This is a genomic window from Psychrobacter sp. HD31 (assembly GCF_051097895.1).
Taxonomy (GTDB): Bacteria; Pseudomonadota; Gammaproteobacteria; order Pseudomonadales; family Moraxellaceae; genus Psychrobacter.
In genome coordinates this window covers 1,355,791-1,382,786 of sequence record NZ_CP142525.1, presented here as the reverse complement: position 1 = coordinate 1,382,786, position 26,996 = coordinate 1,355,791, and the positions used below count along the sequence as shown (strand labels likewise).

Annotated in this window: 22 protein-coding genes; 12 read left to right on the top strand and 10 right to left on the bottom strand. The window is 39.3% G+C overall.

Going from position 1 to position 26,996, the window contains the following annotated elements; translation table 11 throughout:
- Window positions 1–3: 3 nt before the first annotated feature.
- The 3 genes from fabF to VH441_RS06045 form a co-directional block, all read right to left on the bottom strand.
- A complete protein-coding gene (gene fabF, locus VH441_RS06055) occupies window positions 4–1,302 on the bottom strand; it encodes a beta-ketoacyl-ACP synthase II (RefSeq protein ID WP_434352762.1) in 1,299 nt (432 codons plus the stop codon).
- 149 nt (window positions 1,303–1,451) lie between these two features.
- Window positions 1,452–2,117, bottom strand: a complete 666-nt coding sequence (locus VH441_RS06050; RefSeq protein ID WP_434352761.1) for a toprim domain-containing protein — start codon at window positions 2,115–2,117, stop codon at window positions 1,452–1,454.
- A 41-nt stretch (window positions 2,118–2,158) separates the two neighbouring features.
- Window positions 2,159–3,460 carry an anhydro-N-acetylmuramic acid kinase gene (locus tag VH441_RS06045; RefSeq protein WP_434352760.1) on the bottom strand — a complete coding sequence of 434 codons (1,302 nt, stop codon included), beginning with the start codon at window positions 3,458–3,460 and terminating at the stop codon, window positions 2,159–2,161.
- A 117-nt stretch (window positions 3,461–3,577) separates the two neighbouring features.
- Here VH441_RS06045 and tyrS point away from each other — a divergent pair, with 117 nt between their 5' ends.
- From tyrS to tilS, 3 genes are read left to right on the top strand one after another with little or no spacing between them, the layout of a single operon-like run.
- The gene (tyrS, locus tag VH441_RS06040; protein ID WP_434352759.1) at window positions 3,578–4,786 is read left to right on the top strand and encodes a tyrosine--tRNA ligase; all 1,209 of its coding nucleotides are present in this window, start codon (window positions 3,578–3,580) and stop codon (window positions 4,784–4,786) included.
- Window positions 4,787–4,816: 30 nt separating this feature from the next.
- Window positions 4,817–6,781 carry a DUF2075 domain-containing protein gene (locus VH441_RS06035; RefSeq protein WP_434352758.1) on the top strand — a complete coding sequence of 655 codons (1,965 nt, stop codon included), beginning with the start codon at window positions 4,817–4,819 and terminating at the stop codon, window positions 6,779–6,781.
- A 22-nt stretch (window positions 6,782–6,803) separates the two neighbouring features.
- Window positions 6,804–8,189, top strand: coding sequence for a tRNA lysidine(34) synthetase TilS (gene tilS, locus VH441_RS06030; protein ID WP_434352757.1), 1,386 nt, complete (start codon window positions 6,804–6,806; stop codon window positions 8,187–8,189).
- 98 nt (window positions 8,190–8,287) lie between these two features.
- On the opposite strand, the gene VH441_RS06025 is transcribed toward tilS, so the two are convergent.
- The 4 genes from VH441_RS06025 to VH441_RS06010 all read right to left on the bottom strand — a co-directional run bounded on the left by VH441_RS06025 (window position 8,288) and on the right by VH441_RS06010 (window position 12,371).
- Window positions 8,288–9,322 (bottom strand): zinc-dependent alcohol dehydrogenase family protein, encoded by a 1,035-nt coding sequence (locus VH441_RS06025; protein WP_434352756.1) that lies wholly within the window; start codon window positions 9,320–9,322, stop codon window positions 8,288–8,290.
- A 344-nt stretch (window positions 9,323–9,666) separates the two neighbouring features.
- Window positions 9,667–11,331: an NAD+ synthase gene (locus VH441_RS06020; protein ID WP_434352755.1), complete on the bottom strand. Its 1,665-nt coding sequence runs from the start codon at window positions 11,329–11,331 to the stop codon at window positions 9,667–9,669.
- A gap of 218 nt (window positions 11,332–11,549) precedes the next feature.
- Complete coding sequence (locus VH441_RS06015; protein WP_434352754.1) at window positions 11,550–11,927, bottom strand: cell division protein ZapA; 378 nt, start codon at window positions 11,925–11,927, stop codon at window positions 11,550–11,552.
- A gap of 48 nt (window positions 11,928–11,975) precedes the next feature.
- Window positions 11,976–12,371: a hypothetical protein gene (locus VH441_RS06010; RefSeq protein WP_434352753.1), complete on the bottom strand. Its 396-nt coding sequence runs from the start codon at window positions 12,369–12,371 to the stop codon at window positions 11,976–11,978.
- 121 nt (window positions 12,372–12,492) lie between these two features.
- Between VH441_RS06010 and VH441_RS06005 the strand changes: the two genes are divergently transcribed.
- Window positions 12,493–13,131, top strand: coding sequence for a UPF0149 family protein (locus tag VH441_RS06005; protein WP_434354367.1), 639 nt, complete (start codon window positions 12,493–12,495; stop codon window positions 13,129–13,131).
- Window positions 13,132–13,313: 182 nt separating this feature from the next.
- Window positions 13,314–13,838, top strand: coding sequence for a YbaN family protein (locus tag VH441_RS06000; protein ID WP_434352752.1), 525 nt, complete (start codon window positions 13,314–13,316; stop codon window positions 13,836–13,838).
- Between the two features lie 107 nt (window positions 13,839–13,945).
- Here the strand turns inward: VH441_RS06000 and VH441_RS05995 are convergent, their stop codons facing one another.
- From VH441_RS05995 to VH441_RS05985, 3 genes are all read right to left on the bottom strand, one after another.
- Entirely contained in the window at window positions 13,946–14,518 is a 573-nt protein-coding gene (locus VH441_RS05995; RefSeq protein WP_434352751.1) for a biliverdin-producing heme oxygenase, read from the bottom strand.
- A gap of 108 nt (window positions 14,519–14,626) precedes the next feature.
- Window positions 14,627–17,056: a TonB-dependent hemoglobin/transferrin/lactoferrin family receptor gene (locus tag VH441_RS05990; protein ID WP_434352750.1), complete on the bottom strand. Its 2,430-nt coding sequence runs from the start codon at window positions 17,054–17,056 to the stop codon at window positions 14,627–14,629.
- 423 nt (window positions 17,057–17,479) lie between these two features.
- Complete coding sequence (locus VH441_RS05985; RefSeq protein ID WP_434354366.1) at window positions 17,480–17,548, bottom strand: hypothetical protein; 69 nt, start codon at window positions 17,546–17,548, stop codon at window positions 17,480–17,482.
- Window positions 17,549–17,779: 231 nt separating this feature from the next.
- Here VH441_RS05985 and uvrA point away from each other — a divergent pair, with 231 nt between their 5' ends.
- From uvrA to VH441_RS05950, 7 genes are all read left to right on the top strand, one after another.
- Window positions 17,780–20,677 (top strand): excinuclease ABC subunit UvrA, encoded by a 2,898-nt coding sequence (gene uvrA, locus VH441_RS05980; RefSeq protein ID WP_434352749.1) that lies wholly within the window; start codon window positions 17,780–17,782, stop codon window positions 20,675–20,677.
- Window positions 20,678–20,803: 126 nt separating this feature from the next.
- On the top strand, window positions 20,804–21,970 hold the full coding sequence (locus VH441_RS05975) for a hypothetical protein (RefSeq protein ID WP_434352748.1): 1,167 nt from the start codon (window positions 20,804–20,806) through the stop codon (window positions 21,968–21,970).
- A 70-nt stretch (window positions 21,971–22,040) separates the two neighbouring features.
- On the top strand, window positions 22,041–22,394 hold the full coding sequence (locus tag VH441_RS05970; RefSeq protein WP_434352747.1) for a low molecular weight protein tyrosine phosphatase family protein: 354 nt from the start codon (window positions 22,041–22,043) through the stop codon (window positions 22,392–22,394).
- A 271-nt stretch (window positions 22,395–22,665) separates the two neighbouring features.
- Window positions 22,666–23,988 carry an L-cystine transporter gene (locus VH441_RS05965; RefSeq protein ID WP_434352746.1) on the top strand — a complete coding sequence of 441 codons (1,323 nt, stop codon included), beginning with the start codon at window positions 22,666–22,668 and terminating at the stop codon, window positions 23,986–23,988.
- Window positions 23,989–24,290: 302 nt separating this feature from the next.
- A complete protein-coding gene (locus tag VH441_RS05960; protein ID WP_434352745.1) occupies window positions 24,291–24,980 on the top strand; it encodes a DUF2202 domain-containing protein in 690 nt (229 codons plus the stop codon).
- A gap of 336 nt (window positions 24,981–25,316) precedes the next feature.
- Window positions 25,317–26,504 (top strand): ammonium transporter, encoded by a 1,188-nt coding sequence (locus VH441_RS05955; RefSeq protein ID WP_434352744.1) that lies wholly within the window; start codon window positions 25,317–25,319, stop codon window positions 26,502–26,504.
- Window positions 26,505–26,641: 137 nt separating this feature from the next.
- Window positions 26,642–26,983: a DUF2853 family protein gene (locus VH441_RS05950; protein WP_434352743.1), complete on the top strand. Its 342-nt coding sequence runs from the start codon at window positions 26,642–26,644 to the stop codon at window positions 26,981–26,983.
- Window positions 26,984–26,996 lie beyond the last annotated feature (13 nt).

Sequence of the window (26,996 nt, the reverse complement as noted above, 5' to 3'; positions counted from 1 at the left end):
GATTTAATTTTGCCATTTAGCAAACACTAATGAGCCATTTGTACCACCAAAACCAAAACTGTTTGAAACGGCATAATTTAAATCTTCAACTTGCCTTGCCGTATGCGCTACATAATCGAGCTTTAGTTCGGCACATTTTTCATCCAAATCATCTAAATTTATGGTTGGTGGAATAATTTGTGTTTGCAACGCTTGTATGGTTGCAATGGCTTCTACCGCACCAGCTGCACCCAATAAGTGACCAGTCATTGATTTGGTTGAGCTAACCAAAGCATTTGTGCCAAATAAGTTAGCAATTGCTTGGCTCTCTGCCACATCACCAGCTGGGGTGCTGGTACCATGGGCGTTAATATAGCCCACGACCTTTGGTTCAATGCCGGCATCATTTAATGCATTTTGCATGGCACGTTTTGCGCCATCACCATCGCTTGGTGGTGCGGTAATGTGGCTTGCATCATCGCTCATGCCAAAACCGACTACCTCAGCTAAAATATGTGCACCACGCGCTTTTGCATGTGCTAAGCTTTCTAACACCAGAGCGCCCGAGCCACCAGCCAGCACAAAACCATCACGGTTTTTATCAAAAGGTCGGCTGGCTTTTGTCGGTTCGTCATTGCGGGTAGATAACGCATGCATTGAAGCAAAGCCAGACATACCAAGTGGGCTTGAGGCATATTCACTGCCCCCTGTTAGCATGACATCGGCATCGCCATAACATATAAGGCGTGCTGCCAGCCCAATGGCATGTGTTGAGGTAGTGCAAGCCGTTGCTGTGGCAAGGTTTGCCCCTTTTAAACCATATTTGATTGCCAGTAGGCCCGCCGGCATATTGACAATAGTACCTGGGATAATAAAGGGGGTTACTCTTTTTGCACCACGTTCTTTTAAGGTATCTCTACTGTTTTCGATGGTTTGTATGCCACCAATACCCGAACCAAATACAACCCCAAAACGGTTTGCATCTACGCCTTTAACGGGGCATTCTTTGGCGCTAATTTCATCAATAAAGCCAGCTTGCTTTAATGCCTCGGCAGCGCTTGCCATACCATAATGCATAAAGGTATCGTAACGTCTGGCATCTTTTGGGCTCATATAATTACTAACATCAAAACCTTCAACCATGCCAGCAATTTGTGAACGAAACTCTGTAATATCAAAGTGTTCTATTTTTTTGATGCCACTTTTACCATCAATCATGTTTTGCCAGGTATCGTCAACATTTAGCCCAAGCGGGGTAATTGCGCCCATACCTGTAATAACGACACGCTGGTCGTCTGCTTTTTGGTGGTGCAGTTGTTTCATTGGTTTCTCATTTTAAGATTAAATATTTATTTATCACTATAATGTATTAGCATAAAATACCCTAATAGTTTACAAGTGTAAACATAAAAATCAATATTTATTTGTGTCGGTTGAGAACAATATTTTGCTAATTTGATAGATTAAAGTGCTTAACCAAAGATATTTATAATTGCCTGAATATGTGCGTCATTGACTAAATTAGCTTGGCGGGTAGTAGGGTGGATGCATAGTTTTGCTAAAACGTCTGGTGGTACGCTCCCCACACTTTGAAACCGTTCTGTTTTAACCAGCGTATCATTTGCTTGTTTGATATGGTTTTTGAGTTGGCCTAATTGTTGAGGCAAGTAAGCAAACTGGGTAGTTTGCACATTATCTTTATTTTTGCTGGTAATCGAATACATGGGAGAACGGAGCATGAACACTTTGTTATGCTCAATAAGCTCTGGTAGCCATCTTTGTATATACATTAGCACCAACGCGCCAATGTGTATGCCATCGGCATCTGGATCAAACAACAACAAAATCTTGCCATAGTTTAAGTTTTGTAGTTCGGTTGTGGTGATTTTGGTTGGGCAAGCTAGCCCTAACGCATTGGCAAATTGAATATGTAATGGACTCGCTTGCACTTTATCATGACTGGCTTTATAAGCATTTAATGGTTTGCCTTGCAGGGGCAGTACTGCCTGAAGCTGTTTATCACATAATGCAGACACAGAGCTTGCGGCAGACTCTCCCTCCACAATAAACAGCTCACACTCATTACCATGTGTATTGCTGTCTAGCAGTTGCATTTGGCGTTGTGAGCGGCGGTTCATTTGCGTATCTTTACTGTGTTTAGTTTTTTCATTATATTGGGTTAAGCAAAACAAACTTGCCCTAGCACCACGCCCTTATTTGCCCCTGTTACGGCAGGGCAGTTACCAACCTCGCCCATTAACGTTTGGCGGGCAAGCCATGCAAATGCGGTGGCTTCCATCCACGTTGGGGCAAGCCCAAGCTCACTTGTTGTGGTTACTTGCCAGTTTGGTAGGTGCTTAGTTAAGCGTTCTAACAAATGGCTATTAAACGCACCGCCACCACACACATAAAGGTGATTGGCATTGGCAGTATTGCTAGCAAACTCAAACTTTGTAATTTCGTTACTTGCGGTTACGGCGGTAAACTCGGTTAAGGTAGCTTGCACATCGGCAGGGGAGTAACGCAAGCTTGGGTTATGGTGGGCAAAGTCAGCAATTTGTGCCTCTAACCAAGCAAGGTTAAAGTCCTCACGCCCTGTGCTTTTTGGCGAAGGCATGGCAAAGTAGGGATGTTTAAGTAGCTGAGTTAGCAAGGCTTCAATCACCTCGCCAGACTTTGCAAAGTTTCCGCCCTCGTCATATGGCTTGTTTGTGTGCAGATTCGTCCAAGCATCAAGTAGTAGGTTAGCAGGACCCGTGTCATAACCAGTGATATTATTTGCATTGTCGCCATTTGTAGGTGGTAACACGCTAATATTGGCAATACCGCCAAGGTTAAGCAGCACACGCATTTGTTTTGGGTTTGCAAACATGGCTTGGTGAAATGCAGGTACCAGCGGTGCGCCTTGCCCGCCAACTGCCATGTCACGACGGCGAAAGTCGGTAACCGTGCTTATGCCAGTGCGCTCGGCAATGATATTAGCATCTACCAATTGTAGGCTAAAGCCATGTTGTGGGCGGTGGCGCACGGTTTGCCCGTGGCAACCTATGGCAAGTACGTCATCCGCATCTATTTTTGCATTTTCTAACAGCTCATTAACCACGGTGCTGGCAAACTCAGCATATTCTTTACTTGCCCAGCCAAACCAATCTAGCTCACTTGTCAAGCCATCAGCCAAACCTTCGTCTTTATCATCCAAATTAATAGTTAAATTTGCAATGCCATTTGGTTGGCAAAGGGCGGTTAGTACGCTATGCAAGTTTGGTGCAAAGTCTTTGCTGTGGGTGGCAACTAGCTCTAAAGGGTTGCTATTTTGGTTGGCTTCATCATTATTAAATCGCACAACTACGGCATCTAACCCATCAAGGCTGGTGCCAGACATCATGCCAATATAATAGCCCTCGTTAAAATCTTCAAAAATGGTTTGCCCAAGTGCTTCGGCAATCTCGTCTAGGTTATCCGTTGCGTTTTGTATGGTCATTTTGCACTCGCTTTGTGGATTATACGATGGAAATTTATTCAAAAAATGCTAGTATAACAGGCAAGTTAAGTTTTTATTATTTTAAGAGAATGTTTTTACGATTTTAAGAGATTTTTTATGACCAACTTTGCATCAATTGAAGAACAACTAGAACTTATACGCCGAGGCACGCAAGAGATTATCTCGGAAGAAGATTTAATTGCTAAGCTAAAGCAAAACCGCCCGTTACGTATTAAAGCAGGCTTTGACCCAACTGCGCCAGACCTACACCTTGGGCACACGGTGCTTATTAATAAATTAAAGCATTTTCAGGACTTAGGGCACGAAGTACTGTTTTTGATTGGCGATTACACGGCCACCATTGGCGACCCAACGGGCAAAAATGCGACCCGCCCACCGCTAACGCCAGAAGAAATTGCCAACAACGCCAAAACTTATGCCGAGCAGGTATTTAAAATTTTAGATAAAGACAAAACCACGGTAATGTTTAACTCTGAGTGGTTTAATAAAATGAATGCGGGCGACATGATTGCGCTGGCAAGCCAAACCACGGTGTCTCGTATGATAGAGCGAGACGATTTTAGCAAGCGTTACAAAGCGCAAACGCCAATCTCGCTACATGAGTTTTTATACCCATTGGTGCAAGGTTATGACTCGGTAGCCATGAAGGCAGATGTAGAGCTTGGCGGTACCGACCAAACCTTTAACCTGCTAATGGGACGCACTTTGCAGGGGCGTTATGGGCAAGAGTCGCAAGTGTGCATTACCGTACCAATTTTAGAGGGCTTGGATGGCGAGAAAAAGATGTCTAAGTCTTTAGGTAACTACATTGCTATTTATGACACCCCTGGCACCATGTACCAAAAAGTGCTTTCTATGCCAGATACGCTAATACGCCGTTATTATGAGTTTTTAAGCTTTAAGCCAATGAGCGAGGTAGATGCGCTAATGGCGGAGATGGAAAACGGACGCAACCCGCAAGAGATTAAACGCATTTTGGCAGAAGAGCTGATTGAACGCTTCCACGATAAAGAGTCTGCCGAAAACGCTCATAAGTCTGCCGGTAATGTGCTTGCCGATGGCGAGTTGCCTGTTGATTTGCCAGAGGTTACGCTTGATTTGGGCGAACAAGATAAACTGTTTATTACCCAAGTGCTAAACCAGTCTAAACTTGCCAAAAATGGTGCGCAAGCTAAAGATATGGTTAAGCGTGGGGCTGTAAAAGTGGATAATGAGGTGGTAGATGCTGGCTTTTATTTAGAAAGCGGTGCTAACGTGGTTATCCAAGCTGGTAAAAAAGCCTATGCAAGAGTGATTGTTGGGTAATTTTCGATTTGTTTAAATTAGATTTCAACTATGCATAGAGCTTATTATAAAAACTCAATTTCAAATTTTATTAATGAAGATGGTAATTCAATACTTGGTAAATTAAGTTTTAACCATGCAAACAGACAACTAGAGGATCAGCAAAAAAATGCATGGATTAAACAAATTGAAATTTTAAAAGAACAGTTAAATGGTTTTTTAGGTCAGATTTATTTTGAATTTGCCATACCTAGAATGGGTAAGCGAGTTGATAACATTGTAATTATTGACGGTTCCATTTTTGTTATTGAGTTTAAAGTTGGTAGTGATAAATATGAAACTCATAATCAAACACAGGTGCTGGATTATACTTTAGACTTGAAAAACTTCCATGAAGGTAGCCACAATGCAAGATTAATCCCTATTCTGGTTGCGACAAATGGCACAGATCAAGAATGTGATCGCAAGTCTGTCTTGGCTCATACAACAGTTGTTAAATCTAATAAAAATAACTTAAGTAGATTTCTAACCCTTTTTACTTCTAATACCTTTATAAAATTGGATTATTTAAGTTGGGAAAATTCAATTTATAAGCCTACACCAACAATTGTTGAGGCTGCTCAGGCTCTTTATAAGGGACATAATGTTAAAGAAATTTCTAGATCAGATTCTGGAGCAATTAACTTATCTAAAACAGCAAGTTGTTTGAATAGAATTATTGAAGACTCTAAAGCCAACTATAAAAAGACAGTTTGCTTTGTGACAGGTGTCCCAGGTGCTGGAAAAACTCTAGCTGGTCTAAACATTGCTAATCAAAGAATGAAAGCAGATCAAAATGAGCATGCTGTTTTCTTATCTGGTAATGGGCCGCTAGTTGAGGTTTTATGTGAAGCTTTGGCAAGAGATTTGGTTGAAACTTCAAAGCAAAAGAGCGCTTCCATCACAAAGGATAAAGCAAAAAGGGAAACAAGTGCTTTTATTCAGAATATCCATCATTTTAGAGATGAGTATTTAAAACATGACATAGAGCCAACTGAAAAAGTGGTTGTCTTTGATGAAGCTCAAAGAGCTTGGAATAAAAAGCAAGTAAGCTCTTTTATGAAAAGGAAAAAAGGCATTGATAACTTTGATATGTCTGAGCCTGAATTTTTGATTGATGTTATGGACAGACATCAAGATTGGTGCGTAGTTATTTGTTTAATTGGCGGAGGGCAAGAAATAAATACAGGCGAGGCAGGCTTGGAGGAATGGATTAAACCATTTCATAGTAAATATAGGGATTGGGATGTTCATTATTCACATCTTATTACTGATAGCCTCAGCTATATAAAATCGTTTGAACAGAAAACGTGGCTTAAAAACAATGCAGTATCAGAAGAAGAACTTCATCTGTCAGTTTCAGTGAGATCTTTTCGTTCTGAAAAGTTATCTGGATTTGTGCATGAGTTATTGGATTTAAATACTGAAAAAACGAAAGAGTTATATCGAGAGATAAAAAATGACTTTCCTATACTGATTACTAGAGACTTAACAGAAGCTAAAAAATGGTTGAGAAAGAGAGCTAAAGGAAGTGAAAGAAAAGGTTTAATTGCTTCTTCAGGTGCAAGACGTTTGAGAGCTTTAGGTATAGATGTTAAAAATGAGATTTCTGCACCCAATTGGTTCTTAAATGATAAAGAAGACATAAGGTCTTCTGATTTTTTAGAAGAAGTTGCAACAGAATTTGATATACAAGGACTAGAAATAGATTGGGCTTGTTTGGCATGGGGCGCAAATTTTTATTTAAAAAATAATGAATGGCAATATCAGAGTTTTAAAGGAACAAAATGGTTGAATATCAATCAAGAAGTAACTAAAGAATACTTAAAGAACACCTACAGAGTTTTACTTACCAGAGCTAGACAAGGGATGATTATCTATATTCCTAGAGGGTCTAAGATCGACTATACTCGACCTAATGGTTTTTACGATGAAACATGGAGTTATTTTGTTTCATTAGGTATTGAACAGTTATAGATATTAAACACTTAGACAGCTTATGATAGATTTTCTACAAATCACACTTATGCAAAGCTTTCAGCAACACGCAAGCCAACTTAAAGGCAAGCGTGTTTGGCTTGCCTGTAGTGGTGGGCGGGACTCTATGGCGTTGGCATACTTAACTCATCAGCTTTATTTGCAAGGCGACTTGCCATTTGCCCCACAGCTTATCCACGTAAATCATGGTTTGCAAAAAGCCAATGACGACTGGGCACAGCAAGTAAGCACATGGGCAAACACCCACAACATACCTTGCAAAATTTGCCATGCCAACGTACAAGGCACAAATGAGCAGTCTGCCCGTAACGGCAGGTATGAAGCAATGGCAAAGCAAATGACAGAGGGCGATGTTCTAATGCTTGCCCACCACGGTGACGACCAAGCAGAAACCCTGTTAATGCGTTTGTTTAATGGGGCAGGGGTGGCAGGGTTGTCCGCCATGCAAGCATGGTCAACACGGCAAGTTGCTGGCAAAAAAATTAACCTTTGGCGACCTTGGCTAACCGCCACCCGAGCAGACATCACTGCCTACGCCCAAGCAAATAACTTACCTTATATTGATGACCCAACCAACTTTTCCACAGGGTTAGAAGATAGCAATAATCAACAAAAAAACGGGCAAAGCAATACCCGTAGCTGGCTGCGTACACAATTAATGCCAGTGATTCAAAAAAAGTATCCACAGGCTGTGGCAAACATTAGCCGTAGTGCACATCTTTTGGGTAATGCGAATAACGTGTTATCTCAACAAGCGGATACGTTGCAAGAAAGTGTGACAAATAACAGCCTAACTAAACCACCTTACCAACAAGTTTTAGATATTGAGCTGTTACAACAATTGACAAGCCCAGAGCAAAGCTTGGTGGTGCATAAATGGTTGCAAAGCAGTCAAAATGATGAGCCACTACCGCCAAACAAACAACGGGTGGATGATGTTTTAAGGCTAATAAACCGCTCAGATAATGACCACCAAACTCAAATAGAATGGCAAGGCAATAACCATTACACATTATGCCGTTACCGTGGGCATTTGTATCGCTTGCGGGCAGATTGGTTAGCATGGCTAAAACAGCCTGTTGAGCCACAGATTTTTGATGCAAGTTTAATAAAAGACGGTATGTTAACCATTAAAAATGATGGCAAGATAAGCTGGCTAGTGAGTTTAGAAGACCTAAATTTAAACAATACCCAAAAAATTAAGGTTAGGGCGTTAAATCGTGACGATAAAATAACACTGGCAGGGCACGGCGTGGCAAAGTCTGGCAAAAAACTATTGCAAGATTTGGCAGTGCCAACTTGGTGCCGTGATAGTATGGCATTGGTATTGGTAGATGATGTGGCAACAATATTGTCATCACCCATGAAAAAGTGGTATTTACGATAGCGGGGCAAATTTTTAATAGCATAAAAAAAGCTAAGGATGTATGCATACACCCTTAGCTAATTTTTTAAACGCTAAACATCTAAACATTAATGTGCAATTTAAGCATCAATAATAATTTTCATCGCTTTTTCTTTTGCACCATTTAAGAACACCTCATAGGCTTTTTCCATTTCTTCTAATTTAAAATGGTGAGTAATTAGCTTATCAACGGGTAGCTTGTTGGTTGCTACAGCCTTCATCAGCATAGGTGTGGTATTGGTGTTCACCAAACCGGTTGTAATGGTTAAGTTTTTAATCCATAAATCTTGGATTTCAAAGTCTACTTTTTTACCATGTACACCAACATTGGCAATGTTACCACCTGGTTTTACAATTTTTTGGCACACATCCCAAGTTTGCGGAATACCGACCGCTTCAATGGCAACATCTACGCCATCTTCGCCAACAATTTTTGCAATGTCTTCTTTTATACTGTCAGAAGGGGTGAGCGTGTGCGTTGCGCCTAGCTCTTTGGCAAGTGCGAGCCTGTTTTCATCTAAATCTACCATAACGATGGTAGCCGGAGAGTAAAACTGTGCGGTTAGCAATGCTGACATGCCAACAGGACCAGCACCCACAATGGCAATGGCATCACCTGGTCTGACATCGCCGTATTGTGCGCCAATTTCATGCCCTGTTGGTAAAATGTCACTGAGCATAACAGCAACTTCGTCGTCTATGCTGTCTGGCAAAATGTGCAAGCTGTTATCTGCATGCGGGATACGCACATATTCTGCTTGCGTGCCGTCAATCATATGACCGAGGATCCAGCCACCATCTTTACAGTGCGCATATAACTGAGTTTTGCAGTAGCTGCATGAGCCACAAGAGGTAATGCAAGAGATGATGACTTTATCGCCAACCTTAAATTGGCTGACACTGTCACCGACTGATTCAATGATACCGATGCCTTCGTGTCCTAAAATAGTACCGTCTTCCATGTAGAGGTTTTTACCTTTGTAAATACCTAAGTCGGTACCACAAATGGTTGTTTTGACAACTTTTACAATAGCATCTGTTGGTTTAATAATTTCTGGTTTTGCTTTTTCTTCTAACGCAATATCGTGGTCGCCATGATAAACTAATGCTTTCATAATTATATTCCTTGTGTTTGGTTTTTTTGTTACTAATGTGCTTATATGAGAAACAGAAAACACAATCACTATGCGATAAGCACAGTTTTATATTAAAATCAATTTTGGCAAAAAACAAGAAAATTTATTTATTTTTCAATAATTTATAATGTTATAACATAACATTTATTTGGGTTTTAATGTATGTTTAGCCTAAGATGGAACGCTACAATTAAAGATGATGGCAAGATAAGCTGGCAAGTGAGTTTAAATGAGCTGAATTATAAGGCTTGATGGATTTGTGGAGTTAATTTAGTAGTAGGCTGGCATTAAATCACAGCCTACTTGCTTAATATTTTTATCAATTAACCCTTAACTGTCCATTTATTGACTAGCGGATAACGGCGCTCTCGGTCAAATGCTTTGTTGCTAACTCGTGTACCAATCGGCGCTTGGCGACGTTTGTATTCGCTTCTATCTACCATGTTCAAAATCTGAGCGACAACCGATTCTTCAAATCCTTTATCGACAATTTCTTGATAGCCCATGTCATAATCAATATACATAGATAAAATGGCGTCCATGGTTTCATATTCAGGTAAAACATCGGTATCGGCTTGGTTAGGGCGTAACTCAGCCGATGGCGGGCGAGCAATGACACGCTCTGGTATGATAGGCGTATCTTCTAAACGGTTACGGTAGTTAGCAAGCTCATAAACTTGGGTTTTGTAGAGGTCTTTGAGTACATCAAAACCACCTGCCATATTGCCATAAAGTGCGGCATAACCAATTGCCATTTCTGACTTATTGCCAGTGGTAATTACCAAATGTCCAAATTTGTTAGAAAGCGCCATGAGTACCATGCCACGGGCACGGGCTTGAATGTTTTCTTCGGTAGAGTCATCGGCTTTGGCATTGCTAAACAAAGGTGCTAGCGTGTGGCGAATGCCATCAACAGCATCAAAAATTGGGCAAACTGTGTAGGACACATTTAATCGGCGCGCTTGCTCTTGCGCAACCTCTAAGCTAATTTGAGAAGTATATTTATAAGGCATCATTACCGCGTATACTTTATCAGCACCCAACGCATCAACCGCAATGGCTAAGGTTAATGCCGAGTCAATACCACCAGATAAGCCTATAATCACACCGTTAAAACCAGAGTTATTTACGTAATCACGTAACCCAACCACTAATGCTTGATATATTTCGGACTCAGCACTGAGTGACAAAGGTGCGGTATTTTGGGTAGCAAAACTTTGGGTTTCAACATGGTATTCTGCCATTAACAAATGCGGTAAAAAACGGTTGGCTTCATAGGCAATATCACCATTTGCCTGAACAACGGTTGAGCCTCCGTCAAAAACTAAGTCATCTTGTCCACCAACACAGTTTGTATATATGATTGGTAGGGCATGCGCTTTGACACGTTCGATTAAAATATCTTTACGTAAGTTTTGTTTGTTTGGTTCAAAAGGGGAGGCATTAAGCACCACGGCAACATCGGCACCTTGCTCTTTTAAAGCTTTTGTTGGGGCAGTTTGCCATAAGTCTTCACAAATCATTAAACCAATGGTAATGCCTTTGTAGTCAAACAAAACTTGGTTGCGACCTTTATCAAAATAGCGACGCTCATCAAACACCCCATAGTTTGGCAAATGTTGTTTGTGATAAAACCCTTTTTTGTGCCCATTGTGGATGATAGCAGCAGAGTTAAACGTACCGTGGTGGTCGATGTGAGGGTAGCCAACAATCATAACAATGTCTTCTACATCGTTAAGCAATGCAAGCGCCTCTTTAGTGCGTGTTGCAAGGTTTGGGCGAAGCAGTAAATCTTCTGGCGGATAACCCAAAAGCGCAAGTTCAGGGAATATAATCACATCTGCGCCAGCATCACGTGCGTTAATGGCAAGTGATCGCATTTTATTCGCATTTGCTTGTAAGTCACCAACAATAAAAGTGTCTTGCGCGATGGCAAATTTTACGGTGGTTGCAGGGACGGTTTTTTTGTTTTCTTTTACTGACATCATGACTTCCTACTATTTAAAATTCGTTTTTATCGGTTACGTTTTTGTTTTTAGTACTGCCATTTTTTAAAAATTATAGCATGAATGAATGACAATGATTTTGCAATCAACAATTAAATGATACGGTTAAATGATTCGATGTGAAATGGTTGATTTTTAAAACATAAAATAAAACCGACTCATCTTAAATCAGTCGGTTATATAGGTCGTGTGTGGGGCAATTAAGATTTGCTGGTTAAAATAGAGCCGGCATCTTTGGTGATTTTATCCAACAAAATTTGCATGCGCTGCTCTTGGATAGAGGTAGATTTTTTTTGGTTTTCCTGCTGGTCCATTTTTTCATACATATTTAAGCAGCATAATACCAACAGGTTTTCATGGCTTAAAGTTGGTGCTTCTTTACGCAAATCATTAATAAAATCATTAATATAACGAGAGGCTTTTTTTAATGATGCAATTTCATCCACAGGGCAATTAACAGGATAAGTTGCGCCAGAAATGACGATATTAACCGTTTTAACTGTGTCAGGTTCTGAACTAATCCACTGTGTTTTTGTTTCAGGGGTTTCAATCGGTTCTTGTAAGTTATGATCTGTCATTTTTTTGCCTATTTCAAAACTATATTAAAATGTGGAGTTGTAGATGAATTACAACAGGTGGCGTAGCTGTTCTATTGCTTTTTTAGCATGTTCGGTAGCAATACGATTTTTTTCTACTAACTCTTTATTTTGTTGCTGAAGTTGTTGTAGCATTTTTTGTTGCTCTTGATAGCTACGCTTTAGTTGTACGTACTCATTACTAACTTGTTTACTTTGCACCTCAAGCTGACGATAACGGTTGTCTAACTCACTAAACTGTTGTTTTGTGGCATCATACTGAGCTTTATGACCTTTAAACTGCTGTAATAGTTGATTATGTTCTTGAATGGTTACATTAGAGGTGTTTGCTTTAATGTTAACCAACTCTGTTGCCGTGACATGATACTGTTTGCGGATTTCAAGAATGGTTTGCTCAAGCTGTTTTAACTGGTCAATCATTGTCATTTTTAGCCGCCATGTTTTAAATAAAGTTAATATTAAAATAAATATCTTTAATAATGCCACAATTGACCTCATAATATCCATACTTAATAACAAATTTTACCAATGAATAGGTTTTTTTATGATGAACGATAGTCTATCTGGCTGGAATGATTGGCAAGAAGCATTTACAAATTGGACAGATGTGTCTGTTAGTGAGCTGCATGGTTTGATGACAGGACTTATGACCGTATGTGATGCACCAAATGAAAAGGTGTGGATAAAAGTGCTAGAGGAACTAAGCTTTACCGTACCAGAGGAAAAAGCACTTAGCTTATTAGTTGAAGAAGCAGAAGACGTAGCGTTCCAGCTAAAAGACAAAGACGATGCGTATCAATTTACGCCACTTGTGCCAGACGATGAAAATGATTTATATGAGCGAGTACAGGCATTAAAACAGTGGGCAAACGGATTTCTAACCGGGTTTGGAGTTAGCGATTGCAACAACTTAAGTGAGCAGGAAGTTGAGCTATTAAGCGATTTAGCAAGAATTGGTTCTATCCGGATTAATTCAGACGATGAATTTGAAGGTGGTGAAGAGTCTTATTTGCACTTGTTTGAATATGTCCGTATGGTGCCTGTAAGTATGGCAACCCGCAAGCGTAAATCGGTGATGAGTTTACCATTAATTGCTGGATTGCCATTAGAGGCAAAAACGGCAAATGAATTAGCAGAAAAACAATTACCACCCGTTGTAGATGCCACCAGTAATCGACCAAGCTAATTTGGTTTGTCGAGTGCTGAGCAACAACCTTAATTGATAAATATTATTATTTACTAGGTGTGGATATTATGTTAATCTCAGCGGCTAATTGATGCTTAGAATAAAGCCATTCATTTATTACTTTGCTGAATTGGCTTTTATTATAAGATTAAAATAAAACATATAAAAATTGTGCATCTATAATGATAAATAATGATAAAAACAGTCACAATAATTTTAATGATGCAAAGGTCTCTGAATCATTAAACAACTCAGATACCTCTAAAAGTAAACAATCGAAAATATTAGCAAATCAAACTGTAAATATAGAGTCTGATGTTGGTCATAACTTGCATCGACATAAAGCAGTGCGTTGGTTGTTTTTATTATTGGGGTTTGTATTTATCGGTATTGGTTTGTTGGGTATGGTTTTGCCAGGCTTGCCAACTACTGTTTTTATGATTTTAGCTGCGGCTTGTTGGGCAAAAGGCTCTGAACGCTTTTATAATTGGATTATGAACCACAAGCTTTTTGGTAAAATGGTAAAAGATTGGCAAGATAAAAGGGCGATGCCTCGTCGTGCAAAATATTTAGCATGGTCTATGATGACCATATCTTGTGTGTTTATGTTTTATCGTATGCCGGCACATTTAACATGGGTTGCTGTATTAACAACAATATTTTGTGCCTTAACGGCGATATGGATGGCAAGGTTACCAGATGCTTAAAATGGTGTTTTTTTAACATGAGCACATTTTAGTTATAAAAAAAGCGGGGTTGTATAAAAACAACACCGCTTTTTTATTGCGTTTTATGATTGATGACAATCCATGGTTTATGAATAGGTTGCTTTAATCAATGTTTTAAAATACGCAAAGGCATCATCAGCCCCTTTTAAGGCTTCTTGAGTTTCTTCTTCGGTAAGCTCTAATGCGTCTAGTTTTGCCTGAAAACTACGCCAGTGTCTAATACGGCCATCTGGATGAGCAGCAAGGTGAGCAGCACCATGGTCGTCTGATAACTCTATTTTACCTGCTTCTTTATATAAAATTGCAGCACCCACGTTAGAGCCTTCTGCACAGTATAGCCAACCAATGCGACGTGCATCTGTTGGATTTTGACGGGCAATATCTATATTAGCAGGTTCAACATTAAGTGCTTTCATATCTTGTAGCACACGATCGGCACGCCCAAGCTCAACAATGTTATTGAACTGTTGATTGATTGTATCGTCTACATAAAGTGGGCGTAGGGTCTCATGAAACTCGTGTTGTGCTTGCAAAAACTTGCCATAGTTTTGCGTGTTTGCAAATGGTTGCATAGACATAACCAGCTCATCTACTGAATCATGGGTTTTGCGAGAGTGTTCTTTAATCTTTTGTGAAAACGTTTGGGTTTCATTGCTCATAATTTGTTTCCTTAAATTTTATTAGTTTTTTTTATCAATTTAATTAATGATCAGCCAACCAAATAGCATGCTGAGCTATGAAAGCTGGCTTGTTTTGGCAGATAAAGTTTAGAATTTATATTCTGCTGATACGGCAAAGTTTCGACCTGGCTCAAAGTAGCGAGCAAGCCCTACACCATCGTCGTCAACTGCATTGCTGGTACCATTAAGTTCAATACCTCTGAGTGCATCCCAAGATTGGTATTTTTCATTCAACAAGTTGTAAACACCTGCACGTAAAGTCAATGCTTCAGTTGGCTTGTAGTAGCCAGAAATGTCATACACCAAGGCAGCATCATTCACATAAGGCCATTTTTTTGACTCTGTGGTAGCTGCCTGGCGTAAGCAATTTTCTCTTTCAACCAAAGCATATAGATTCCAATCCCATTCACGTACGGTTTCAGATTCTGCACAATAAATATTGGCTTTAGGGTAATTAGTATCTTGGGCTTTTTTGGCTCCCATATAGCGTAAACGCTGAGAAATACCCCATTTGTTATCTGGGCTATCAAAGTCTAGCCCTAATACCGCCTTAACGGGTTGCACTGCTAATAGATCATAATCATCATTTAGTTTGCCTTTGGCATAGCCAACAGAACCAAGTAATGACCAGCCTTGTTCTACAGGTAATACTTTATCTAAATTTAGCTTGCCGGCAATTTCAATACCAGAGACTCGAGCATCATCTGTATTTGACATGCTAGAAACAGATCTTTGCTTGATTTTGTCGGGTGTATACCAGCCAGTTGGTTCTCTAAATTCTTCAAATGAAAGACCTTCGTAAATAAAGTTTTTGTAGTCCGTGTGGTACAGGCTAGCATCCAGTGTACCAATTTCATTATTTGTACTTAAGGTAATTGTGTGGTTTAAGCTTTCTTCGGGCTTTAGATCTGGATTTGGTTTCCAGTTGCCTGCTGGATGGTCAAATTCAAAAAATAGCTCGGATGCTGTAGGAACGCGGTAACCAGTACTGGCTTGGTAGCCTAGGCTCCAAGTATCGTTTAATTTGGCATCTAGCCCCAAAGTTGCACTCCAATTATCATAGTCAATGCTTTCTGGCTTGTCGGTACATTTTATGCAAGGTGCATTTAAATCTTTGGCTTCAATATTTGTATTTTCATAACGCACACCTATATGACTACTGTATTTATCACTCCACTGAATATCATCTTTTAAGGAAGCAATATATCGGGTGGTTTCTGTGGGGTATTGGATGGTGCGTTCTTCAATGGGTGAGTTACGGAATTGAAACTTGTTTAGTACTTCAAAATCTTCTTGATTTGCTGCCGTTCTAAATGACAATTTATGCTCGGAAGTGCCTAGAGTCAGAGGTTGAGAGTCTACTGTTATTGCCACTTGGTTTAGCTCAGTTGAAAAAGCTCGGTCTTTGATTTCATATGGGTTTTTTTCAAAACCGACTGTCTTGTTAGATTCTGTAATTTTATCATGCAAGGTTCCAACGGCCTTTAAATCAGATTCACGGCGGTCATACTCTAGTTTTACTGCATCAAGATAATATGAGTCTGGTAACCACTGGTAATAAATGTTGCCAGTGTTTAGTTCACTGATGTCATTTGCCTGACGCATTCCATTAGAGTTAAATAAAGCATATGACCGTTCATTGGTAAAAGTGTCAGATTCTTGGTGACTAGCCGATAACCCAACTTTGTGGTTAGGGGTAATATAGGTATTGGCTTTAAATAGGTACAGATCTTTTTTAGTATCTTGTTCGTCTGGCACGCGGCGAGCCGTAGCAGGGTTAAAAATTGTAGGATAGGATCTATCATCACTACTGTCTTTACCAGCACTATCAAACTCATGCCCTTCACGGCGAGTGTATTGCAACATGACATCAGAATTTTCACCGATGTAACCAAGTCCAAGGGTGGTGAACCATTCATCATTTTGGCTGGCATAGCCACTGCGTAATGTGCCACCAAAGCCTTCATAGGCGTCTACAATGTCATTTACATCAACTGAGCGGTAATTAACACTTCCGCCAATGGCACCACTACCGCTACCAAATGAGTCAGACGATTTAACAAAATCAACTGATCGAGCAATTTCTGGGTCAATAGAAATACGAGAGCTGTTGTAGTTGCTATAGCGAGAATATAATGAGTTTTCTTCTGATGTTGGGATAGAGATGCCGTCAAAGCTAATACCGACTCGGTTTGCTTCAACCCCACGCATAGAAAACCCTTTTTGATTGCGAGAACCACTATCTGCCAGTCCTACATCAATACTGTAGCGAACCAAATCTTTATTGTTGGCAACCATCTCTTCATTCAGCTGTTCTTTTTCTTTAGTTTCTACAGCTGGTTTTTTTGTTTCGGTAGATGCTTCAATAAAGATGGTGTCAAGTTCGGCAGAGGGTGTTGCCTTATTAGTAGTAGCCATTGAGGAGGTTGCTGCCATTGCTGCTTGACTCATTAGCAAGGTGATACTAATACTCAATAAATGACGAGCTTTTTTGTTTAAGTTGTTAGAGGAATTCATATTTGCTCCATATGATATTGCCTTATTTAGCTGGTTTAAATAAAACCGAAAGTCGTAATTTTTATGTTACGAACCTGTTTAAAAGGTGCAATATTATGAAACATAAATGCAATAAAGTAAATATAAATGATAACAGTTTTTACTATTGTTTAATAATTAAAAAAATTATTGTTTAAACTATCCAAACTAAGTTGCTTTGTAGGCTAAGAGAAAAATTATATGATTTTGAAGTTCACAATGAGCATGCTTTTTACTATTGTTAATAGCAATTGTGATTTTTAAAGCTAGAAAAATATTTTTTACAATGAAGTCAGATGATTAATGAATGCCATTTTTTAAATTTTAAGCAGAAAGTTGTTGGTTTTTTGCAAGGGCTTACAAGGGCTTATTAGAAGTTTCTTTCAATTTGTTTATTGAATTTATTCATTTGGTATTTTGATGGATGTAATCACGATGTTCGCTGGTGTCTTTAGCAATCAATAATAATCCTATCTTTTCGTAGTAACCTAGGGTATGAGGGGATAAATCTGTTATTTAAGAAAATTCTTTAATTTTCATCTAATAAAACCTGATATGAGCGTATAAAAAATTAGAGTCTAACCTCCTTTAAAAATTGACTTTCAAAACCCATCTATAGCAAATATCCCTTATAATACATTCATGTTTCCATACATTATCATTAGTTAGAACCGCAAAAACTTAAAACCCAAAAGGCAAAACCCAATGGCACACGAACACATTCATATCCGTGGAGCAAGAACCCACAACCTAAAAAACGTCGACATTGACATCCCTCGTGATAAATTCGTGGTCATTACTGGCTTATCAGGCTCAGGCAAGTCCTCGCTTGCTTTTGATACCCTCTATGCCGAGGGTCAACGCCGTTATGTCGAGAGTTTGTCTGCCTACGCCCGCCAGTTCCTCTCGCAAATGGAAAAGCCAGAAGTTGATAGTATTGAAGGTTTGTCACCAGCCATTGCCATTGAGCAAAAATCCACCAACCACAACCCACGCTCAACCGTAGGCACAATTACCGAAATCTATGACTACTTGCGTCTGCTGTATGCACGTGTCGGCACACCCTATTGTCCAGAACATAATGAACCTATGGTTGCACAGACTGTCACCGAAATGGTCGATGAAGTCATGGCACTGCCAGAAGGCACAAAACTGATGATACTTGCTCCTGTGGTGCGCGACCGCAAAGGCGAACATGTGGTGCTACTAGAGCAACTGCTTGGGCAGGGGTTTGTTAGAGTGCGTATTGATGGGCATGTGTACGACATGGACAATGTGCCTGAATTAGAAAAAAATAAAAAACATAACATCGAGGTGGTTGTTGACCGCTTTAAAGTACGAGAAGACCTCGGTAATCGTGTGGCAGAGAGCTTAGAAACGGCATTACGATTAGGCAGTGACCTTGCCTTGCTACATTTTATGGATGGCAATCCAAATGGCGGAGATGATGACCGATTATTATCTGCAAAACACTCTTGCCCAGTGTGCGATCGTGCCGTATCAGAGCTAGAGCCTCGTCTGTTTAGTTTTAACAATCCCTATGGGGCGTGTCCAAGTTGTGATGGTTTAGGCAAGCGTCAATACTTTAGTGCTGACAAACTCATTACGAATCCAGAAAAATCGCTGAATCAAGGGGCGATTAACGGCTGGGATAAACGCCATGCTTACTATTTTGGCTTACTCACCACGGTTTGTGAGCATTTTGAGATTGATATGGACTTGCCATGGCAAAGCATTCCTAAAAAATATCAAGACATCATCCTAAAAGGCTCTGGTAAAGAAAAAATCATGTTTAACTTTACCGATGAGCGTGGACGTAAGACCAATAAAAATACCGCTTTTGAAGGCGTATTGCCCTACCTTGAACGTCGCTATGCCAAAACGCAAAGCAATCTGGTGCGTGATGAGTTGGCAAAATATCTTGCCGATACGACTTGTAATGTGTGTGACGGAGCAAGGCTAAATGAAATCGCCCGTAACGTCAAAGTTGATGGCAAAACCATTGCTGATATCGTTCAACTATCTATTGGAGATGCGTGCGACTATTATGCAAGCTTAAAACTAGACGGCTATAAAGGCGAAATTGCCGAAAAAATCTTTAAAGAGATTAATGAACGTTTGGGCTTTTTGGTGAGTGTTGGGCTGGACTATCTTAGTCTTGCTCGCTCAGCGGAGACCCTATCTGGCGGTGAAGCACAACGTATCCGACTGGCTAGCCAAATTGGGGCAGGCTTGATGGGGGTTATGTATGTACTCGATGAACCGTCCATTGGTCTGCACCAGCGAGATAACGACCGCTTATTACAGACACTAACCCGACTACGAGACCTTGGCAACACCGTGCTGGTGGTAGAGCATGATGAAGATGCCATTCGCCAAGCCGACCATATTATTGATATTGGTTTGGGAGCAGGCGTGCATGGTGGTCGTGTGATTGCCGAGGGAACAGCAGAACAAATTGCCAACACGCCTGATTCTTTAACTGGACAATACCTGTCTGGTGAAAAGAAAATTGCCGTGCCAACCGTCCGCCACAAAGCCAAAACTATAGAAGTGGAGAGTGGTAAAGGAAAAGCTTCATCTAAAAAAGCCAAGACCAAAGAATCACCTCTGTATATTGAGCTAAAAGGGGCAACAGGCAACAACCTAAAAAATGTTGACCTTGAGATTCCTATTGGCGTGATGACTTGTGTCACAGGTGTATCTGGTTCAGGTAAGTCGACTTTGATTAACCGTACCCTGATGCCACTAGCAGCCACCCAATTAAATAATGCCTCAACTTTAATTGCAGAAAAACACGATAGTATCGCAGGCTTGGAGCATTTGGATAAAATGGTCGATATCGACCAAAGCCCAATTGGACGCACGCCACGCTCGAACCCAGCCACTTACACAGGGGTATTTACGCCAGTGCGTGAGCTGTTTGCCCAAGTACCAGAGGCAAGAGCCAGAGGGTATAAAGCAGGGCGATTTAGCTTTAACGTGAAGGGTGGACGTTGTGAGACCTGCCAAGGCGATGGTTTAATTAAAGTAGAGATGCACTTTTTGCCAGATATGTATGTACCGTGTGACAGTTGTCATGGCAAGCGTTATAACCGTGAAACCCTCGAGATTTTATACAAAGGTAAAAACATCAGTGATGTATTAGATATGACAGTAGAAGAAGGTGCAGAGTTTTTTGAAGCCATTCCTGCTATTTATCGTCGTCTGCAAGCTTTGGTGGATGTTGGTTTGGGTTATATCCGCCTTGGGCAATCTGCTCCTACCTTGTCTGGTGGTGAAGCCCAGCGAGTCAAGCTGGCTCGTGAGCTTGCCAAACGAGACACCGGCAAAACCTTATACATTTTGGATGAACCAACCACTGGCTTGCACTTCCATGACATCGCCAAACTGCTAAACATCCTCCATGCTTTGCGTGACAAAGGCAATACCATTGTGGTGATTGAGCATAATTTAGATGTGATTAAAACAGCCGATTGGGTTGTTGATTTAGGACCCGAAGGCGGTAAAGGCGGTGGTATGATTATTGCCGAAGGCACGCCAGAAGAAGTGGCAAAAGTCAAAGAATCGCATACGGGTCAATTTTTGAAGGGGATGCTTTAAGTAAAAATCATGTATAATTTTATTAGAGGTCAATGAGGGTAAACATATTGGTAATTAAAATGACACATAAATGCATTTTACATTAACCTGATGAGTATAAGTAAAAAAGTAAAATGGTAAGATGAAATGAGTAATGAGACTACAGAACAACCTCAAACCCTAATCACTACCAAGTTTATCGCACTTATCAAAGAAAGAATATGGTTGATAATTGGTAGCTTGTTAAGTAGCTCTATTCTTGCCTATATATTTTCAAGGTTTTTTATTAAAACATATCTAGATGAAATAGGTTATCCATCATTAATTTACTCTTCATTGTTAGATAGTAGTACAGTATCAGTTTTAACTCTTGGTATTTTAAGTGTTGTAATTGGATTTCTCTTTGTTTTTGTCATTGTACCTAGCTCTTTAAGGGTTTTGTATTTTCATCATATTAAATTATATGAAAAAATTCACAAGAAAGAGACAATTGGATTTTTTTTATTTTTCTATTTTGCCAGCCCCTTATTGATGTTAATTCCTAATAAATCAATATCATATATGGGTATAACATATTTAGTATTATTACTTTTTATTGTTAGTTATGTAGTATTTATAATATGGACAAAGTTAACTTGTAGAAATAAGCTAACTTTGTTATTTAGTGTTTTTTTATTTTTTTTAGTTACTTTGTTGATTTTTTATCCATTTTTAATTTTTCTTCAAGCCATAAAATATTCAGATGTCTCTCAAGAAAAGAATAGTTATGCTATAGTTTTTCTATGGATAGCATATAGTTTTTTTACTGCAATTAGAATAACTTTTAATGAAAAAATACAGTATTTAGTTGATCTTATAATAGCGACTTTAGTGATGGTTGGATTGATGACTTTAAGTTCAAATACTTTAAAATCTCCAATTGCTGAGTCTATTGGTATCAAAGATAAAGATGCAAAAATTTATCAGTTTTCTCAATCAAATTATGATGAGTTAAGTCCAAGCATCCAGACATTTTGGCAATTTGAAACATCATGTAATATAGGTGATAAAAATTGCAGTATGTTAGTTGCCAACTATGATGTTAGTTGTACTAAGGATTGTGATAACCCTGTTTATTTAAATTCTCAAGTGATATTTCGTGATAATAAAAACGCCATCATTTGTCCACCAAACTATGAATTTGGTAAAAATATGAATGACCGTTGTCTGTTGATAGACCAAGATATACTAATACCAACTTCTCAGACTGTTGAGGGATTAATCAATAACAAAAAAATCACAACAATTAATTATGTAATGAATGAAGCCAAATAACATAATATGAGTTCAAAGAAAGACAAAAGACAACAACTTAATAATTTATTGAATAAGTAACATCTCTTATATGAATAAAGTATTCAACAAAAAACTACAAAATTTATTGTTCATTTGTAGCAGGAATCAATGGCGTAGCCCAACCGCTGAAGCTATTTGGAGAAAAGACGCTTTTTTTCAGGTGCGTTCTGCTGGCACTAGCCCCAATGCAAGAAAAACCGTCAGTCCAGCGGATATCCGCTGGACTGATGTGGTTTTTGTGATGGAAAATAAACATAAAAGTAGATTAACATCAAAGTTTGCTCGTATGTTAGAACATAAGCCACTGTTTGTACTCGATATTCCTGATGACTATAAGTATATGGATGAAGAGTTAGTCACTGAATTAAAAATAAAAGTTACTGATATTTTAGCAGTTCAATGAACTGCTAAACGAAAACCAACTAACTTTATCTAGTATTGATATTTAGTTTATACAATTGTGTTGTAAGCAAAACAATAACAAATGCGCTAACTAACACATTTAAATATAGCCATTTTATTCAAATTTCTCCCACCTCTTGTCTGCTAATTCCATAAACAAATATCGTTATTCTAAATATCGAATATACTAATTATTCCAAATTGATTAATATCCCCGCCTATTTTTTTAAAACTAGAATGTAAAAAAAAATTAACAATTAATAGGCACTTTTATGATAATTCTAAATTTAATCGTTTTTATTGCACTACTGTTTGTATTAGCCAAACTCTATAAAGGCAATGACAACCTAGGGCTAACCGTATTTATTGGTTTGATATTGGGTTTGATTTATGGTGGCGTTCTACAACTTATATATCCACAATCAGTCATCAGCGATACCTTATCTTGGGTCAAACTGGTTGGCAGTGGCTATGTCAGTTTACTTAAAATGATTGTCATGCCATTGGTATTTGTTTCCATCTTGTCTGCCATTACCCGTTTAAACCAAACTCGAGCATTGGGCAAGATTAGTATCAGCGTTTTGTCTTCTCTGTTGATTACCACAGGCATCGCCGCATTAATTGGCATTGCGATGGTGTATGTGTTTGATTTGTCGGCAGCAGGTTTAGTGGCTGGAGAAAGAGAGCTGGCTGCACAAACCAAAGTTGCCAGTCGTGTCGATAGCGTGAGCAACTTAGCCATACCTGACATTTTATTGTCGTTTATTCCAACAAATCCATTTGAAGCATTAACGGGTGCAAAATCAACCTCGATTATCAGTACGGTTATTTTCTCTGCGTTTTTGGGTGTGGCAACGTTAAGCTTAAATAAAGAAAACTCAGAGCTTGGACAACGTCTTATTCAAGGTATCGATACACTGAATCAATTAGTCATGCGTTTGGTTCGTTTGGTCATTCGTTTAACCCCTTACGGCGTCTTTGCTTTGATGATAAAGGTTGCTGCTTCATCACAGTGGTCTGATATTATTAGCTTGGGTAATTTTATTGTTGCCTCTTATGTTGCCATTGGACTGATGTTTGTAGTGCATGGCATTATTTTATTGGTATTTAAAGTTAATCCTGTTCAATACTATAAGCAGGTTTTGCCAACATTGAGTTTTGCGTTTAGTTCACGCTCAAGTGCGGCAACCTTACCACTTAATATTGAAACGCAAACCAGTAAATTAGGCAATAACGAGACCATTGCTAACTTTTCTGCAACCTTTGGTGCAACCATTGGACAAAATGGCTGTGCTGGTATTTATCCTGCGATGTTGGCAGTGATGGTTGCGCCAACCGTTGGCGTTGACCCTTTTAGTGTAACTTATATTGCAACGTTGATTTTGGTAGTTGTTATCTCTTCATTTGGTATTGCTGGCGTAGGCGGCGGAGCGACGTTTGCAGCCATTGTGGTGTTATCTGCATTGGACTTGCCATTAGAGCTGGTTGGGCTATTGATTTCTATCGAACCGCTCATTGATATGGCTCGGACAGCACTGAATGTTAACGGTGCGATGGTAGCTGGCACGGTGAGTGACAAAATACTGGATGTGTAGTTTTTAAAACAACTATATTTTAAAACGTTGTATTTTATTTTTGATTCGGCTTCTAATTTTTTAGGAGCCGAATTTTTTAAAGCTACTAAAAAAACATTGTTGCTACTATTAGGTAGCTAGAAGCCTAATAATCCTGTTAATTTTTTGTTTAGGATTAGCTTAGATTTAGGTCAATCTAATAGATGGGATTTACTATGTTTAAACTTAGTTGTTACTAAGTTTCTTCTAAGTTTTAAGTTGTATTATAAAACCATAAAGCGTTAATGGCTTTATAGTATAAACAACAATATAGGAGTAATCTCGTGAAAATTTATAACATTACACCAGCAATCATCCTGACTTCTTTCATGTTAACGTTAACAACGGCATGTACTCATGCGGGCGAAATAAATACCACAGAGGCAGAAACCAGCACGCAAGCAGAAACCAGCCAGCTATCAACCGAGGTGGTTGCCGGGTTAAAGCAAATGTATGAAGAAGAGAAACTAGCATCAGACGTTTATAAAAATTTATATGATAAATGGCAAATACAAGCGTTTAGCAACATCCACAGTACAGAATTACGCCACCAGCAAGCCGTAAAAGAGTTGCTAGACACCTATGGTATAGCTGTTGATGAGAAACTGCCCATTGGTGAGTTTAAAGATGAGAATTTACAAAAAGTTTATGATGACTTAATGGCAACAGGCATGCAAAGCGAGCAAGCGGCATTGATGGTTGGTGCTTATGTCGAAGAGTTAGATATCGAAGATTTAAATCGTTTGTTAACGTTTGATAATCCAGACGATGTTCGACATACTTATGAATGGTTAAATATGGGCTCTCGTAGTCATTTACGTGCTTTTGTTCATAATATGAATAATAGAGGTATCGACTATGTGCCACAATTATTAGATGAACAAGAATACCTAGTAATTATTAATAGCGAACATGAGCGTGGTGGACGAAAAGATAATGGCTTTGGTCATAAAAGGGGGCATGGCAATAGTTAAGGTTAGAGTCATGGTAATCAAAATTAACTAAATACTGACTAATCAAACCAGCGTATTATCCAAAGTAACGTTCAGTATGCACAGTATGCAAATTAGCACTCAACCTGATCTTTTGTGTCGTCTTGAAGCAACCAAATTGGTTAAGCACCTACTTTAAATTAAAGCAGGTGTTTTTTGCACCAAAAGTAATCAATAAATTTAAAATTTACGCAAAAAATAGCGTTTATTTGTAATTTTGCACCAAAATATAGCGTCAAAGCATCATTATTGGGTTGGTATTAATCTTGCATGGTTATCAGCTAAACAAATTATTTGTATGATGAGGCAAAAAAACTTATGGACGCTAGTTTAGACGTACTATTTTTATTAATTGGCACAGTCATGATTTTGGCAATGCACGCAGGCTTTGCTTTTTTAGAGCTTGGCACGGTAAGAACAAAAAACCAAGTGAACGCCTTAAGCAAAATTTTAGGTGACTTTTGTATCTCTGCCATTGCGTATTATTTTATTGGCTATCAATTTGCCTATGGTATTAATTTTTTCCAGAGTACCGATGTGCTGATTGCAAATAATGGTTATGAGCTGATTAAGTTCTTCTTCTTATTAACGTTTGCAGCAGCGATACCCGCCATTGTTTCTGGTGGTGTGGCAGAACGTGCCAAACTTATTCCGCTGTTTGTGGCAACGTTTGTTATCGTTGCATTTTGTTATCCGCTTATGGAAGGCATTATATGGAATGGTAATTTTGGTTTTCAGGCTTGGTTAGAAAACACGTTTGGGGCAGGTTTTCATGACTTTGCTGGTTCAATCGTGGTGCATGGCTTTGGTGGTTGGATAGCACTTGCTGCGGTGTACTTACTGGGTGTGCGTCGTAATCGTTTTAAACATGGTTTTAGCAGCACGCATCCACCATCATCTATTCCATTTTTGGCGTTAGGCTCTTGGATTCTTATTGTGGGTTGGTTTGGGTTTAATGTGATGAGCGCACAAAAAGTGGGTGATATCTCTGGCTTGGTTGCTATGAACTCGCTTATGGCAATGGTTGGGGGTACTTTAGTCGCCATGACCATGAGCAAAAATGACCCTGGTTTTATGTACAATGGTCCATTGGCTGGGCTGGTTGCTGTGTGTGCAGGTTCTGATGTAATGCATCCATTAGGCGCATTGTTTGTTGGTGGCGTTGCTGGGGCAGTTTTTGTGTGGATGTTTACCTTTGCCCATAAAAAACTAAAAATTGATGATGTGTTAGGCGTATGGCCAATGCATGGTGTTTGTGGGCTTTGGGGTGCGTTAGCTGCCGGTATTTTTGGGCAGCACTTTTTAGGCGGATTGGGCGGTGTGAGCTTTGCATCGCAGGTAATTGGCAGCCTATTTGGTGTGGCGTTGGCACTGGTGAGTGGCTTTGTGGTGTATGGAACGATTAAATACACGATTGGGTTGAGATTAAGCGAAGAAGAAGAATTCGACGGGGCAGATTTGTCTTTACACAAGATTTCATCGACCTTTGACCGCGATATCTTTTAACGCCAATATTACCTTTATGTTAAGTTACTGTTGTAATGGTTGCGATTTTCTTGATTTGATTTTATTATCGTATCATCGCTTAATTTTTAGGTGATGGCAGTAACTTAAAAGATGAATTTAAAAAATAAGGAATGACTATGAGCCAGCTTGACGAAAAAATTGAATTATATAGCAACACACTTGTTGAAAAATGTGGTGTTACACCAGATGCTGACCTGCTGAGAGCGGTTACTAAAGCAATGGGTCCATCAATCTATAATGCAGATGCAGAGATTGTTGCAGCAAGCGAAAAAGATGAAGTGACCACACTAAAAGAAAACTTTATTAAAGGTAAACTGGGTGTAACTGACCAAGCACAAGTTGATGCTGCTTTTGATGCCGCGGTAGAAAAAATGGGTTCATCAAACCCACGTAAATACCGTGCGGTATTAAGCTATCTAATTGTGGTTGATTTAGGTAAGCAAAGCTTGTTTGCTTAATCCAACCTGTATT